General features: G+C 64.4%; 14 protein-coding genes and 1 tRNA gene. All 15 read left to right on the top strand.

Annotation, left to right across the window (positions count from 1 at the left end; all coding sequences use genetic code 11):
* Positions 1-4: 4 nt before the first annotated feature.
* Complete coding sequence (locus MB818_RS03795) at positions 5-1,435, top strand: aldehyde dehydrogenase family protein (RefSeq protein WP_238904031.1); 1,431 nt, start codon at positions 5-7, stop codon at positions 1,433-1,435.
* Positions 1,432-2,676 (top strand): NAD(P)/FAD-dependent oxidoreductase, encoded by a 1,245-nt coding sequence (locus MB818_RS03790; RefSeq protein WP_238904029.1) that lies wholly within the window; start codon positions 1,432-1,434, stop codon positions 2,674-2,676. The genes MB818_RS03795 and MB818_RS03790 overlap by 4 nt, the downstream gene beginning before the upstream one ends.
* A gap of 6 nt (positions 2,677-2,682) precedes the next feature.
* Positions 2,683-3,684, top strand: coding sequence for a 4-hydroxyproline epimerase (locus tag MB818_RS03785; RefSeq protein ID WP_238904027.1), 1,002 nt, complete (start codon positions 2,683-2,685; stop codon positions 3,682-3,684).
* Between the two features lie 13 nt (positions 3,685-3,697).
* A complete protein-coding gene (lhpI, locus tag MB818_RS03780; protein WP_238904025.1) occupies positions 3,698-5,371 on the top strand; it encodes a cis-3-hydroxy-L-proline dehydratase in 1,674 nt (557 codons plus the stop codon).
* Between the two features lie 12 nt (positions 5,372-5,383).
* Entirely contained in the window at positions 5,384-6,409 is a 1,026-nt protein-coding gene (locus MB818_RS03775) for a trans-3-hydroxy-L-proline dehydratase (RefSeq protein ID WP_238904023.1), read from the top strand.
* Positions 6,410-6,567: 158 nt separating this feature from the next.
* Positions 6,568-8,301 carry an ABC transporter substrate-binding protein gene (locus tag MB818_RS03770; protein ID WP_234142839.1) on the top strand — a complete coding sequence of 578 codons (1,734 nt, stop codon included), beginning with the start codon at positions 6,568-6,570 and terminating at the stop codon, positions 8,299-8,301.
* 112 nt (positions 8,302-8,413) lie between these two features.
* Positions 8,414-9,478, top strand: coding sequence for an ABC transporter ATP-binding protein (locus MB818_RS03765; RefSeq protein ID WP_234137451.1), 1,065 nt, complete (start codon positions 8,414-8,416; stop codon positions 9,476-9,478).
* Between the two features lie 7 nt (positions 9,479-9,485).
* Positions 9,486-10,571 carry an ABC transporter ATP-binding protein gene (locus tag MB818_RS03760; protein ID WP_234142840.1) on the top strand — a complete coding sequence of 362 codons (1,086 nt, stop codon included), beginning with the start codon at positions 9,486-9,488 and terminating at the stop codon, positions 10,569-10,571.
* On the top strand, positions 10,568-11,431 hold the full coding sequence (locus tag MB818_RS03755; protein ID WP_234137453.1) for a carbohydrate ABC transporter permease: 864 nt from the start codon (positions 10,568-10,570) through the stop codon (positions 11,429-11,431). The genes MB818_RS03760 and MB818_RS03755 overlap by 4 nt, the downstream gene beginning before the upstream one ends.
* A gap of 11 nt (positions 11,432-11,442) precedes the next feature.
* Positions 11,443-12,240, top strand: a complete 798-nt coding sequence (locus tag MB818_RS03750) for a carbohydrate ABC transporter permease (protein WP_234137454.1) — start codon at positions 11,443-11,445, stop codon at positions 12,238-12,240.
* Positions 12,240-12,518, top strand: coding sequence for a DUF2160 domain-containing protein (locus MB818_RS03745; RefSeq protein ID WP_234137455.1), 279 nt, complete (start codon positions 12,240-12,242; stop codon positions 12,516-12,518). The genes MB818_RS03750 and MB818_RS03745 overlap by 1 nt, the downstream gene beginning before the upstream one ends.
* Before the next feature lie 87 nt (positions 12,519-12,605).
* Entirely contained in the window at positions 12,606-13,001 is a 396-nt protein-coding gene (locus MB818_RS03740; protein WP_234143020.1) for a BlaI/MecI/CopY family transcriptional regulator, read from the top strand.
* Positions 12,991-14,124, top strand: coding sequence for a M56 family metallopeptidase (locus MB818_RS03735; RefSeq protein WP_234142842.1), 1,134 nt, complete (start codon positions 12,991-12,993; stop codon positions 14,122-14,124). Before MB818_RS03740 ends, MB818_RS03735 begins: the two co-directional genes overlap by 11 nt.
* Before the next feature lie 85 nt (positions 14,125-14,209).
* On the top strand, positions 14,210-15,202 hold the full coding sequence (locus tag MB818_RS03730) for an NADPH:quinone reductase (protein ID WP_234176486.1): 993 nt from the start codon (positions 14,210-14,212) through the stop codon (positions 15,200-15,202).
* A gap of 104 nt (positions 15,203-15,306) precedes the next feature.
* Positions 15,307-15,381: transfer RNA gene (locus tag MB818_RS03725), tRNA-Gln, on the top strand.
* Positions 15,382-15,563: the final 182 nt, after the last annotated feature.

Genomic DNA, 15,563 nt, shown 5'->3' with positions numbered 1-15,563 from the left:
GGGGATGGAGTATCGCAATTTCATCGGCGGCGACTGGGTCGCCTGCGGCACAGGCCGCGCCAATGTGAACCCCTCGGATGTGACCGACATCATCGGTCACGCGGCGCAGGCCGGAGAGGAGGAGTTGGACGCCGCCATTGTAGCCGCCCATGCAGCAGCGCCGATCTGGGCCTCATCGACCCCGCAACAGCGCTTCGATGCGCTCGATTTCACTGGCACCGAATTGCTGGCCCACAAGGAGGAGCTGGGGCGGCTCTTGTCGCGGGAAGAGGGCAAGACGCTGGCCGAGGGGATCGGCGAGGTGGCGCGGGCCGGGCAGATCTTCAAGTTCTTTGCCGGTGAGGCGCTGCGCCAGACCGGTGATCGGCTGGCCTCGGTTCGGCCCGGTGTCGAGGTCGAAGTCACCCGCGCGCCGGTGGGCGTGGTGGGCCTGATCACGCCCTGGAACTTTCCCATCGCCATCCCGGCCTGGAAAATCGCCCCGGCGCTGGCGCATGGCAATGCGGTGGTGCTGAAACCCGCCGACCTGGTGCCGGGTTGCGCCCATGCGCTGGTCGAGATCCTGTCGCGTTCCGGTCTACCCTCTGGCGTGGTGAACCTTGTTATGGGGCGCGGGTCCGAGTTGGGTCCGCGTCTGGTATCCGATGCGCGGGTGGACGCGATTTCCTTCACCGGGTCGGTGCCCACCGGGCGCGGTATCGCGGCGGCCTGTGGCGCGGCGATGAAGAAGGTGCAGCTGGAGATGGGCGGCAAGAACCCGATGGTGGTTCTGGACGATGCCGATCTGGTTCTGGCGGTGGCCGCCTGTCTCAATGGCGCGTTCTTTTCCACCGGCCAGCGCTGCACTGCCTCTTCGCGGTTGATCGTGACCGAGGGCGTGCATGACCGTTTCGTGGCGGCGCTGGCGGCGGCGATGCGCGATCTTCGGGTGGGCGATGCGCTGGACCCGGCAACCCAGATGGGGCCGGTGGTGGACGCGCGGCAGTTGGAGCAGAACCTGGGCTATATCGAGATCGCGCGAAGTGAAGGCGGCACTGTCACTGGCGGCGAACGGTTGGCGCTGGACAAGGACGGGTTCTACATGGCCCCGGCGCTGGTGACCGAGACCACGCCCGATATGCGCATCAACCGCGAAGAGGTGTTTGGCCCCGTCGCCTCGGTTCTCCGCGTGCGGGATTATGACGAGGCTTTGGCGGTGGCCAACGATACCGAATTCGGCCTGTCGGCGGGGATCTGCACCACCTCGCTGAAACAAGCGAGCCATTTCAAGGCCAATGCGCGCGCGGGCATGGTGATGGTCAACCTGCCCACGGCTGGGGTGGACTATCATGTGCCTTTTGGCGGCACCAAGGGGTCGAGCCACGGGGCGCGCGAACAGGGGACCTATGCCGCCGAGTTCTATACCACCGTCAAGACCGCCTATACGCTGCCATGACACGCGGTGCCGAGGTCATCGTCATCGGGGCTGGCGTGGTCGGCATCACCTGCGCGCTGGCCCTGCAAGGGGCCGGGTGTGTGGTCACGGTGCTGGACCGCAAAGGGGTCGCGGCCGAGGCGTCGGCGGGCAATGCCGGGGCTTTTGCCTTTGCCGATGTGATCCCGCTGGCGACACCGGGGATCATGCGCAAGGCGCCGAAATGGCTGCTCGATCCTTTGGGGCCGCTTTCGGTGCCGCCCGGCTATGCCGCGCAGATTGCCCCCTGGATGGTCCGGTTCTGGCGGGCCAGTTGGCGCGACCGCTATACCAGTGCGCTGGCAGCACAAGCGGCGCTGATGCGGCTCAGCGCCGAGGCGCTGGACACGCTGATTGCCGAGACTGGCGCGCGGGCGCTGGTCCGCGACGAGGGGCAGTTGCAACTCTACGAAGGGTCGCGCGCCTATGAGGCGAGCCTGCCCGGCTGGGAGACCCGCGCCGCCCATGGCGTCGCCTTCCGTCTGCTCGACCGGTCCGAGGCGATTGCCGAGATCCAGCCGGGCCTGTCGCCGCGCTTCACCCATGCCGGGTTCACCCCGGGCTGGCGCAATGTGACCGATCCGGCGCAATGGGTCGCGCATCTGGCGGATGTGTTTCGGGCGCGGGGCGGTCGGATCGAGATCGCCGAGGTCCGCGCGTTGCGCCAAGAGGGAGAGACGGTGACGCTCGACTGTGCCGATGGTGCCCGCCGGGCGGACCGGGCGGTGATCTGCGCGGGGGCATGGTCGCATCACTTGGCGCGGACCCTGGGTGACGGCATCCCGCTGGAAACCGAGCGCGGCTATAACACCACCCTGCCTGCGGGGGCTTTCGATCTGCGCACGCATCTCACCTTTCCCGATCACGGTTTTGTCGTCTCGCGCATCGGGCAGGGGGTGCGTGTCGGCGGCGCGGTCGAGCTGGGCGGGTTGAAACGCCCACCCAACTGGCGCCGGGCCGGGGTGCTGCTGGACAAGGCGCGCGGTTTCCTGCCCGGTCTGCGGGTCGAGGGCGGGACACAGTGGATGGGGTTCCGCCCGTCGCTGCCCGACAGCCTGCCGGTGATCGGCCCGGCCCCGTGCGCGGATCGCGTCGCCTATGCCTTTGGTCATGGCCATCTGGGCCTGACCCAATCGGCGGGCACGGCGGCGCTCGTCGCCGCGCTTGTCGCCGGGGCCGTGCCCCGGATCGACCTTTCCCCCTATGCTGCAACCCGTTTCTGAGGCATCATGACCCAGTTCACCTTTTCCTGTATCGACGGCCACACCTGCGGTAACCCGGTGCGCGTGGTCACCGGCGGCGCGCCGCGCCTGGAGGGCGCCACCATGCTGGAGCGCCGGGCGCATTTCCAGGCCGAGTTCGACTGGATCCGCACCGGCCTGATGTTCGAGCCGCGCGGCCATGACCAGATGTCGGGCAGCATCCTCTATCCGCCGACCCGCGAGGATTGCGATGTGGGGGTTCTCTATATCGAGACCTCGGGCTGTCTGCCGATGTGCGGGCATGGCACCATCGGCACGGTGACAACCGCCATCGAACACGGGCTGGTCACGCCCCGTGTGCCGGGTGTGCTGCGGCTCGACACGCCCGCCGGGTTGGTGGTGGCGGAGTACCGGCAAGAGGGGCGGTTTGTCGAAGAGGTGCGGCTGACCAATGTGCCCGCCTATCTGCATGCCTCGGGTCTGAGCGCCCATGTCGAGGGGCTGGGCGAGGTCACGGTCGATGTGGCCTATGGCGGCAATTTCTATGCCATTGTCGAGCCGCAGGCGGTGTTCCGCGATATTGCCGATCACCGGGCGCTGGATCTGGTGGGGTGGAGCCCGCGCCTGCGCGCGGCGCTGAACGCGAAGTACCAGTTCATCCACCCCGAGAAACCCGAGATTCGGGGGCTGTCGCATATCCTGTGGACCGGGCAACCGACCCAGCCCGGCGCCGATGCACGCAATGCGGTGTTTTATGGCGACAAGGCGATTGACCGGTCGCCGTGCGGCACCGGAACCTCGGCCCGGATGGCGCAGCTTGCGGCGCGGGGCGCGTTGCGTCCCGGCGACGATTTCGTGCACGAGTCCATCATCGGCTCGCTGTTTCATGGCCGGGTCGAAGCGGCGGCAGAGGTGGGCGGCAGGCCGGGTATCATCCCCTCGATTGGCGGCTGGGCGCGGGTCACCGGCTTCAACACCATCTTCATTGACGCGCGCGACCCCTATGCCCATGGTTTCGTGGTGGCCTGAACAGGGAGGCGGGATGGCACACTGCATCGTGGCGGCCCGGGCGTCGGGGTCGGTTCTGGTCTGTGACGAGGGGTTGAGTTTCTGGGGCGGGGTCGATCCCGAGACGGGCCGGGTGATCGACGCGCACCACCCGCAGCACGGTGCGGCGCTGGCCGGGGCTGTGGTGATGATGCCGACCAGCCGGGGGTCATGCTCGGGCAGTGGCGTGCTGCTGGCGCTGGCGCTGAATGGCCGCGCCCCGGCGGCGCTGGTGTTCCGCGAGGGTGAGGATATCCTGACGCTGGGCGCCCTGGTCGCGGCCTGGATGTATGACCGGCCGGTCGCGGTGCTGCGCCTGTCGGCGGCGGAATACGAGGCGCTGGCGAAGGAGCCTTTGGCCGAGGTGACGCCTGACCGGCTGACGGCAGGGGAGCTGACGCTCAAGCTGAAACCGCTCTCGGGTGAGGTGCTGGACCTGAGTGCTGCGGATCGCGCCATGCTCTCCGAGGCGGCCACGCCGCCGGTGCGGCTGGCGATGCGGATCATCTGCGCCATGGCGGCGGCGCAGGGGGCCGAACGGTTGACCGATGTCAGCCGCGCCCATATCGACGGCTGTATCTATCACAGCGAGGCCAATCTGCGTTTTGCCGAGGATATGGCCGCGATGGGCGGGCGGGTCTGTATTCCCACCACCATGAACGCGATCTCGGTCGATCATGCCAACTGGCGCGCGCAGGGCGTGCCGCCCGCGTTCGGCGGGCCGGCCAGCCGGCTGGCCGATGCCTATCTGCGCATGGGCGCGCGGCCCAGTTTCACCTGTGCGCCCTATCTGCTGGCGGACATACCACAGGCGGGCGAAGCCATCGCCTGGGCCGAGTCGAACGCGGTTGTCTATGCCAACAGCGTGCTGGCCGCGCGCAGCATCAAACATCCCGATTACCTCGACCTGTGCATGGCGCTCACCGGGCGCGCGCCGCTGGCAGGGGTCTATCTGGACGCCAACCGCAAGGCGCAGGTGGAGATCCGGGTAGAGCGGCCCGAGGGGGCTGACGATGCGTTCTGGCCGCTCCTGGGTTATCTGGCCGGGCGGCTGGCGCCGGACCGCATCCCGCTCCTGACCGGGCTGGAGGACAGCGCGCCGTCCGAGGATGACCTCAAGGCGCTCTGCGCTGCCTTCGGGACCACTTCGGCGGCGGCGATGCTGCATGTGGCGGGTGTCATGCCCGAAGCTGATGGAGCCCTGGCCGAAGGTGCGGCGCGTATGGCAATCGAACCGGGCGAATTCGCCCGCGCGTGGGTGCAGTTCAACCCCGGACCCGAGCGGGTGGAACTGGTCGCTATCGGCAGCCCCCATGCCTCGGCCAATGAATGCCGAATTCTGGCGGATCTGCTGGACGGGCGCCGGATCGCCGCAGGAACCGCCGCCATTGTCACGATCGGCCGGGGCGAGCGCGACAAGCTGGCGGGCGACGGGGTACTGGCGCGCCTGCAAGCCTCGGGCGTGCAGGTGATCCCGGACCTCTGCTGGTGTTCGGTGACCGAACCGGTACTGCCACCGGCCACCCGCACCATCATGACCAATTCGGGCAAATACGCCCATTACGGGCCGGGCCTTTCGGGCCGCGCCATGCGGTTCGGCAGCCTTGCGCAGTGCGCAGAGGCGGCCGTGAGCGGGCATGCGCCGGGGCGTCCCGGCTGGATTAGCTGAGAAGGCAGAAAAATGCGCAGCAGCAAGACCATCCATGTGATCTCCGCCCATGCCGAGGGCGAGGTGGGCGATGTCATCGTCGGCGGTGTCGCGCCGCCGCCGGGCGAGACCCTGTGGGAGCAGCGCAACTGGATCGCGCGCGACGGGCGGTTGAGGAATTTCATGCTGAACGAGCCGCGTGGTGGCGTGTTCCGGCATGTCAACCTGCTGGTGCCGCCCAAGGACCCGCGCGCCGATGCCGCCTTCATCATCATGGAGCCCGAGGACACGCCGCCGATGTCGGGGTCGAACTCTATCTGCGTGTCAACCGTGCTGCTCGACAGCGGCTTGGTGGAAATGGTCGAGCCGGTGACCGAACTGGTGCTCGAAGCGCCAGGCGGGCTGGTGCATGTGCGGGCCGAATGCCGAAACGGCAAGGCCGAGCGCATATTCGTGCGCAACCTGCCCTCCTTTGCAGCGCAGCTCGACGTTGCGCTGGATGTGCCGGGGGTGGGGCGGGTGACGGTCGATACCGCCTTTGGCGGTGACAGTTTCGTTGTGGTGCGACCGCAGGATGTGGGGGTCGAGATCGCCCGAGACCGGGCGCGTGATCTGGCCGAGATGGGGATTGCCATCACCAATGCGGTCAATGCGCAGCTGGGCTTTCACCACCCCGAGAACCCGGAGTGGCGGCATATCTCCTTTTGCCTCTTTGCAGGCGAGATCGAACGGCGGGACGGGGTCTTGCGCGCCGCCTCTGCCGTGGCGATCCAGCCCGGAAAGATCGACCGTTCGCCGACCGGCACCGCCGTGTCGGCGCGTATGGCGATCCTGCATGCGCGGGGCGAGATGGCCGAGGGGGAACAGTTTGTCGCGACCTCGATCATCGGATCCGAATTCTCCGGTCGCATTGCCGGGCTGACAAGCGTCGGCGACCGCCCGGCAATCCTTCCCGAGATTTCGGGGCGGGGCTGGATCACTGGCATTCACCAGCACATGCTGGACCCCGACGACCCATGGCCCGAGGGATACCGCCTGCGCGACACTTGGGGAGTCTGACACGTGATTTCATTTTGTTTTCGTAAATAAATTATAAAATACAAAGCGATACATGAAACTAAAAATTTAGTTTGACAACTTGCGCGCCCATGTGAAAGCTAAATGACAGTCAGGTGCCGCAGAGCATTTCTGGCATTGCAGACAACAGGGAGGAAAAGATGCGCAGGTATCTTTTGTCCGCAGCCGCGGTATGCGCCGTGGTCGCGGGACAGGCAGCCTATGCCGACGAGGCCGCTGCCAAGAAATGGATTGACGAAGAGTTCCAGCCCTCGGTCCTGTCCAAGGACGAGCAAATGGCCGAGATGCAATGGTTCATCAAGGCGGCCGAACCTTATGCGGGTATGGAAATCAACGTGCTGTCCGAGGGCATTCCCACGCACAGCTACGAATCCGAAGTGCTGACCAAGGCCTTCGAGGAAATCACCGGCATCAAGGTGAATCACCAGATCCTGGGCGAGGGCGAGGTCGTTCAGGCCGTGCAGACCCAGATGCAGACCAAGCGGAACCTGTATGACGCCTATGTCAACGATTCCGACCTGATCGGCACCCATTCGCGCCTGCAACTGGCCTATAACCTGACCGACATGATGGCGGGCGATTTCAAGGACGTGACCAACCCCGGTCTCGACCTGGACGATTTCATGGGCACTCAGTTCACCACCGGTCCCGATGGTGACCTGTACCAGTTGCCCGACCAGCAATTCGCCAACCTCTACTGGTTCCGCAAGGACTGGTTCGACCGCGAGGATCTGAAGGCGGCGTTCAAGGCCAAATACGGCTATGAGCTGGGCGTGCCGGTCAACTGGTCGGCCTACGAGGATATCGCCGAGTTCTTCAGCGAGGACGTCAAGGAAATCGACGGCACCGCGATCTATGGCCACATGGATTACGGCAAGCGCGCGCCCGACCTCGGCTGGCGGATGACCGACGCCTGGCTGTCGATGGCCGGTGCCGGGTCCAAGGGGGAACCCAACGGTATCCCGATCGACGAATGGGGCATCCGCATGGAAGCGGGCTCGTGCAACCCGGCGGGCGCCAGCGTGACCCGTGGCGGCGCGGCAAACGGCCCGGCGGCGGTCTATGCGATCCGCAAATGGGATGAATGGCTGCGCAAATATGCGCCTCCGGGTGCGGCGTCCTATGACTTCTACCAGTCGCTGCCGGCGCTGGCCCAAGGCAACGTGGCCCAGCAGATCTTCTGGTACACCGCCTTTACCGCCGACATGGTCAAGCCGCAGTCCGAAGGCAACAACACCGTTGACGGCGACGGCAACCCGCTGTGGCGGATGGCGCCCAGCCCGCACGGCCCCTATTGGGAAGACGGCCAGAAGGTCGGCTATCAGGACGTGGGATCGTGGACCATCCTCAACTCCACCCCGCTGGATCGTGCACAGGCGGCCTGGCTCTATGCTCAGTTCGTGGTCTCCAAGACCGTCGACGTGAAGAAAAGCCATGTTGGCCTGACCTTCATCCGCGACAGCTCGGTCAATCACGAGAGCTTCTCGGAACGCGCGTCGAAACTGGGTGGCCTGGTGGAATTCTACCGCTCGCCCGACCGGGTGCGCTGGTCGCCTACCGGCATCAACGTTCCGGATTATCCCAAGCTGGCCCAGATCTGGTGGCAGCAGATCGGTGACGTGAACTCGGGTGCCTTTACCCCGCAAGAGGCGATGGACCGTCTGGCGTTCGAAATGGACACCGTGATGGCCCGGATGCAGGCAGCGGACGAGGCGGCGAATGTCTATGGCGGCTGCGGCCCGCGCCTGAACGAAGAGAAGGACGCGGAGTGGTGGTTCGCCAATGGCGGCGCCAAGCCCAAGCTGGACAACGAAAAGCCGCAGGGCGAGACCGTCAACTATGACGAGCTGGTCGCCCGCTGGGCCAAGAACTGATCTGGCTTCCTGATGGGCGGGGCGTGTGTGGCCCGCCCACCCTCAGCCCCGGGGAACCTTCCGGTCTCCGGGGCCTCTCTGACCAAAAGAACCGGCCGAAAGCTTTGGGACGATGGCACTCGAACTCAGAAACGTAACCAAGCGCGTCGGCGCCGACCTGCATATCAAGGAGACCTCGCTGGTCCTTGAGACGGGTCACTTCAATGTCCTGCTCGGCGCGACCGGCGCGGGCAAGACCTCGCTGATCAAGATGATGGCCGGGCTCGATCCGGTGGCCAGCGGACAGATCCTGATGGACGGTCAGGACGTGACCGGGCAGAGCACCCAGAAACGCAATATCAGCCTGGTGCACCAGTTTTTCATCAACTACCCGCATATGACGGTGTTCGACAACATCGCCTCGCCGCTCAAGGTGGCGGGCCTGGCGAAATCCGAGATTCAGGGCCGGGTGGAACATGCTGCCGATATCCTGAAGCTGCGCCCGATGCTGCACCGGCGCCCGCACGAGCTGTCGGGCGGCCAGCAGCAGCGCACCGCGCTGGCCCGCGCCATTGCCAAGGAAAGCCGCGCGGTGTTCCTCGACGAACCGCTGGCCAATCTCGACTATAAACTGCGCGAGGAGTTGCGTGACCAGTTGCCCGAGCTTTTCGCGGGCCGGGGCGCGGTGGTGGTCTATGCCACATCGGAACCCGAAGAGGCGCTCTTGTTGGGCGGACATACCGCGCTGATGGAGGATGGCCGGGTGACCCAGTTCGGCCGCACCGCCGAGATCTATCGCGATCCGGCAAATGTGCTGGCGGCACGGGTGTTTTCGGACCCTCCGATCAACACGGCCGAGATCGTCAAGCAGGGCGATACCGCCCGCATGGGCACCGATGTCACCTGGACTCTGACCGGCGCTGCTGCCGGTCTGGCGGACGGGCCATACATGATTGCGATCCGGCCCCATCACGTGTCGCCGGTCGCCTCGCCCGAAGCCACCGTCACCCTGTCGGGGCGGGTGCAAGTGACCGAGCTGTCCGGCTCGGAAAGCTCGGCGCATTTCGACACGGGCAGCGGCAGCTGGGTGTCGCTTGCTCCGGGCGTTCACCCGTACCGGGTGGGCGAAATGCATGATTTCCATATGGATCCGTCGGCGGCTTATGTGTTTGCTCCCGATGGCTCCCGCGTGGCGTGAGGCGCAGATGGCGAAAATTACCCTCTCCAAGCTGCGGCACAGCTATTACCCGAACCCGAAATCGCCCGACGATTATGCGCTGAAGGAGATCGACCTCGACTGGACCGACGGCGGCGCCTATGCGCTGCTTGGCCCCTCGGGTTGTGGCAAGTCCACGCTGCTGAACATCATCTCGGGCCTGCTGGTCCCGTCCGAGGGGCGGATCCTGTTCGACGGGAAGGACGTGACCGAATTGCCGCCCGACAAGCGCAACATCGCGCAGGTGTTCCAGTTTCCGGTGATCTACGACACGATGACCGTTTACGACAACCTCGCCTTTCCCCTGCGCAACCGGGGCCGGGACGAAGCCACGGTACGCGAGCGCGTGACCGCGATTGCCGAGATGCTGGAACTGTCCGACCTGCTCGACCGCAAGGCCGCGCATCTGAGCCCGGACAACAAGCAGAAGATCTCGATGGGGCGCGGGCTGGTGCGCCAGGACGTCAACGTGGTGATGTTCGACGAGCCGCTGACCGTGATCGACCCGCATCTGAAGTGGAAGCTGCGCTCCAAGCTCAAGGAACTGCACCAGCGGGTGCGGGCCACCATGATCTATGTCACCCATGACCAGACCGAGGCGCTGACATTCGCCGATCAGGTGGTGGTGATGCAAGAGGGCGAGGTGGTGCAGATTGGCACCCCCGTCGAACTGTTCGACAGGCCCGCCCATACCTTTGTGGGCCATTTCATCGGCTCGCCCGGCATGAACATCCTGCCCGCCGACGTGTCGGACGGGGTGGCGCGGTTCGCCGGTCAGGCGATCCCGCTTGAAGGGCCGATCACCGCCGCGCCCGGCGCCCGGACCGAGATCGGCATCCGCCCCGAATTTGTCTCGCTGGGACAGTCCGGCCTGCCTGCGACGGTCACCAAGGTCTCGGATGTGGGGCGGCACACTGTGGTCGAATGCGAGGTCGCGGGCAGCCGCGTCAATGCCATCGTCAGTGGACCCGGCCCAGAACGAGGCGCGATGGTGCAACTGGATTTCCGCCGCGACCAGACCCGGCTGTATGCCGATGGCTGGCTGGCGACCGAGGCCGCGGAGGGCGCCGCATGAAGACCGAAAATCAAAAGGCCTGGTTCTTTGTCCTGCCGGTGTTGTTGTTGGTGGCGTTCAACGCGCTGATCCCGATGATGACGGTGGTCAATTATTCGGTGCAAGAGACGTTCGGCGACAACCTGTTCTTCTGGCAGGGGTTGGGTTGGTTCGAGCAGATCCTGCGCTCGGACCGGTTTCACGCGGCGCTGGGGCGGCAGTTCCTGTTCACCTTCCTGATCCTGATCATCGAGGTGCCGCTGGGCATCGCCATTGCGCTGTCGATGCCGCGCAAGGGGTTCTGGGTGCCGGTCTGTCTGGTGCTTATGGCCCTGCCGATGCTGATACCGTGGAACGTGGTGGGCGCGATGTGGAACATCTTTACCCTGCCCGATATCGGCCTGTTGGGCTATTTCCTGAACCATGTCATCGGCATAAACTATGACATGACGCAGGATCCGCTGGCGGCCTGGATCACCATCGTCACCATGGATGTCTGGCACTGGACCTCGCTGGTGGTGCTGCTCAGCTATGCGGGCCTCGTGTCGATCCCTGACGCCTATTATCAGGCGGCCAAGATCGACGGGGCGTCGAACTGGGCGGTGTTCCGGTTCATCCAGCTGCCCAAGATGAAGACGGTTCTGACCATCGCGATCCTTCTCAGGTTCATGGATAGCTTCAACATCTATACCGAGCCTTTCGTGATGACCGGGGGCGGTCCCGGCAACTCGACCACGCTTTTGTCGATCGACCTGGTCAAGATCGCGCTGGGGCAGTTCGACCTGGGTCCGGCGGCCGCGATGAGCCTGATCTATTTCGCCATCACCCTGCTGGTCAGCTGGCTGTTCTATACGCTGATGACCAAGGACGACCTGAACTGAGGACGACAGACATGCAGAAACGAACCCTCGTCCCCATAGTCTATATCCTGTTCCTGATGCTGCCGATCTATTGGCTGGTGGCGATGAGTTTCAAGACGACGAACGAGATCCTGGCCGGGTTCTCGCTGTTCCCGCAAACCTTCACGCTGGAGAATTACCGGGTCATCTTCACCGATCCGACCTGGTATTGGGGCTATATCAACTCGATCCTCTATGTGACGATGAACACGGTGATCTCGGTCGCGGTGTCACTGCCGGCGGCCTATGCGTTCAGCCGGTACCGGTTCCTGGGCGACAAACAGTTGTTCTTCTGGCTGCTGACCAACCGCATGGCGCCGGCGGCGGTGTTTGCATTGCCCTTCTTCCAGCTCTATTCGGCGGTGGGCCTGTTCGATACCCATCTGGCGGTGGCGCTGGCGCATTGCCTGTTCAACATCCCGCTGGCGGTCTGGATCCTCGAAGGTTTCATGCGCGGTATCCCCAAGGAGCTGGACGAAACCGCTTTTGTCGACGGCTATTCCTTTCCCCGCTTCTTTGCCACCATCTTTGTCCCGTCGATCAAGGCGGGCGTCGGCGTCGCAGCGTTCTTCTGCTTCATGTTCTCGTGGGTCGAGATGCTGTTGGCCAAGACATTGACCGCAGTGGACGCGAAACCCATCGCCGCCACCATGACCAAGACCGCGTCCAGCGCGGGGTATGAACTGGGTCTGCTGGCGGCAGCTGGGACATTGACGATCATTCCGGGCGCGATCGTGATCTGGTTCGTCCGCAACTACATCGCCAAGGGTTTTGCGATGGGGAGGGTGTGATGTTTTCATGGATGGCCTGGACATGGCCCACCGCGCTTTTGTTCATCGGCATCTTCGGCGCCATCGGGGTGCTGGTGGTGCTTGAAATCCGGCATCCGGGCGGCGATGCCCGCAAGGGGGTGCTGGGTCTGACCACGACCCGGGGCGATCGGCTGTTCATCAGCCTGTTGGGCAGCAGCTATATTTTCCTCGCCTGGCTGGGCCTTATGGGCCCGCCGCTCTGGGTGCCACTCGGGCTGGCACTGGCCTGGGGCACCTTCTGTTTCTGGAAGGTGTGAGGACCCGCCTGCTAAGAAAATAGTTTTCAACCGCCTCTTCAGCCCCTAGCATGGATCGGAACAAGGACGATGCGGAAAACCGAGCCGATGGCGCGCAAACAGGAACGCTCCCTGCTGACCGAGGTCGAACTGGAATTCATGACCGTGGTCTGGGAAATCGGCAGCGGTACCGTGCGTGATATTCTGGCCGAGTTGAACAAGGCGCAGACCCGCGCCTATACCTCGGTTGCGACGGTATTGAAGATCATGGAGCAGAAGGGCTTTCTGACTTCCGAGCGGCATGACCGCTCGCTTGTCTACCGCCCGGCCGTTCCCAAGGAAGACTACCAACGAACGACACTCAAGGACCTTTCGAGCAAGCTTTTCGACGGCGCACCGGCGGCATTGGTTGCCCGGCTTGTCGACGACGAAGAGGTGACGGACGACATGCTCGAAAGCATGCGGGCCTTGCTGAACGAAAGGTTGGGGGACAATGGACGGTGAAGTTCTTCTCAATGCCTATCTCGATCTGAATCTTCTGCTGGTCGCGGGTGTCGCGATTTGGTCGCTGCTCCGATGGGCGGTGATGAAAACCCGGCTGGGCAGCGCCTATCTGCCGCAATTGCGGCTCCTGAACGGGCTGACCGTTCTGCTGGTGGCCTCGCCGTTGCTGGCGCTGATGATCACAACCTGGATTGTCGCCCATCCCCCCAATATCCCGGATTTGCTTGTACGGCAGTACCTGCACGGCAATGTCGGTCTCAGCGCCAGCCAGTTCGAGGCCCTGCTGGGTCTGCGCGAGGATATGGTTCGTGCGCTGCTGGCACAGCACGAGGTCTGGACACAGGTCGTGGCGGTTGCCTTTCTGGCCGGTGCGCTGTTCTGTGCCCTGCATATGGGCCTGTCGGTGCTGCGACTGACCCACAGCCTGCGCGGTGCCCATCTGTGGAAACGCATCGGACGGGTGGAGCTCCTGATCAGCGACACCGCCCGCGTTGCCTATTCGACCCGCGGGGTGCGCAATCGCTATGTGGTGCTGCCCTCGGCGCTGCTCGAGGCGCCTCAGGACCTGCGGATGACCGTCGCACACGAGTTGCAGCATTTTCGCCAGAGTGACATCGAATGCGAGTTCCTGCTTGAACTGCTGCGCCCGCTGCTGTTCTGGAATCCGGCCTTTTTCCTGTGGCGTCGCCAGGTGCGGATGCTGCGGGAATATGCCTGTGACCAGGCGCTGATGGTGCGCCCGCATTTCGACATGCGCGCCTATTGCGAGTGCCTCATCCGGGCCTGCCAGGTGGCCGCGCAGAACCCGGTGCTTTTTGCTCGCACCACCCCCACGGTGGCCCTGGTGGACCGGCGCGAGACGCGCCGTCCCTCTACCTTGCAAAGCCGCATCGTGGCGCTGACCGCCACCCGTCAGGATACCGCCGGGCCTGGGGTCTGGCTGCTCATTTCGGGGCTGCTGATGGCCTCGGTTCTGACGACGATGCTGGTCATGCAGCGCTCGTCGGACTGGAGCCATGACCGCATCATGCTGTCGACCATCGTCAATCTGGAACGAATGGCCCAGCGCAATGCGACCGTCAGCAGCCCGTTCCAGGGTGGTTTCGTGGTGGCGACGGACTGAAACGGTGGGCCAGCTTTCGGATTTGCGATTCTGCTTGGACTGAAAACCGTCTAAGCTGTCGCAGATCTGAAACCGGAGACCCGAGATGAAAGCCGTCCTTTACCGTGCCTTTGGCGCCGCGCGCGATGTCCTGCAATTGGAGGAACTTCCCGCGCCCCGGCCCGGTCCGGGCGAGGTGCTGGTCGATGTCGCGTTCTCGGGGGTGAACCCCTCGGATGTCAAGGCGCGCGCGGGTGCGCGCGCCGGCGTCACCGAACTGCCCTATCCGGCCATCGTACCCCACAGTGACGGGTCCGGTGTAATCCGTTCGGTGGGCGACGGGGTCGATGCCGGCCGGGTGGGCGAACGGGTCTGGTTGTGGAACGGGCAGTGGGGCCGCGCCATGGGGACCTGCGCCGAACAGATCGCGCTGCCCTCGGAACAGGCGGTGCCGCTGCCGGAGGGGGTAAGCCTTGAAACCGGTGCGGTGCTGGGCATTCCCGGCCTGACGGCGGCGCATGTGGTGTTCTCGGGCGGTCCTGTCTCGGGCAAGACCTTGCTGGTGCAGGGCGGGGCCGGCACGGTGGGCTATCTGGCGGTGCAACTGGCCAAATGGGGCGGTGCTCGGGTCATCGCCACCGCCAGCGCCGGGGCCGCCGAGCGCCTGCGCGCGGCTGGTGCAGATGCGGTTCTAGACTATGCCGCGCCCGATCTTGCCGCGGCGGTGCTGGCGGCCAACGACGGGGCCGCCGTCGAACGTATCGTCGAGGTAGAATTCGGAGCCAATGCAGAAGTGGACGCTGCCGTGATCGCCCCGAACGGACGCATCAATGCCTATGGCTCGGCCCGGGTGATGGCACCGACGCTGCCATTCTATCCGCTGATGTTCAAATCGGTGACACTGGAAATGGCCCTGGTCTACCTGCTTGATCCTGTAAATCGGCAGGCCGCGATCGACCATCTGCACGCCGCGCTTACGGCTGGCGCGCTGTCCTGTCCAGTTCAGAAAATCTTTGCTTTCGATGCCGCCGCTGCCGCGCATGAGGCGGTTGAGCGCGGTGCACGCAGCGGTGCAATCTTGGTACGGACCGAGGGCTGATCCGGGCCCCGACGGCCAGACAGAAAAAACGTGAGCGGTGCTCAGATTTTTGCTGCTAGCCTCTTGCGTAGCCTGTCGAGGTTGCGTAGACAGCCGCTCACCGTTGGGGTGTAGCCAAGTGGTAAGGCAACGGTTTTTGGTACCGCGTACCGTAGGTTCGAATCCTACCACCCCAGCCACTTCTCTCCATATCATCAGGGCAAGTAGTCAGGCATCCCTAGGGTTCTGAGAATGCCCCTGTTTTTGCCCCACCTAGAAGGCCTCTTGTCCAGGGTTATCCCTCCCCATTAATAGGTATAAGTAATGGATAAGAGGAAGTAGAGAGAAGGGAAGAACCTGAGTAGGGAACCCTGAGCAGATA

This window comes from Ruegeria alba (assembly GCF_022321465.1).
Taxonomy (GTDB): Bacteria; Pseudomonadota; Alphaproteobacteria; order Rhodobacterales; family Rhodobacteraceae; genus Ruegeria_B; species Ruegeria_B alba.
The sequence above is the reverse complement of the archived record's forward strand: the minus strand, read 5'-3'. Positions and strand labels throughout refer to the sequence as shown.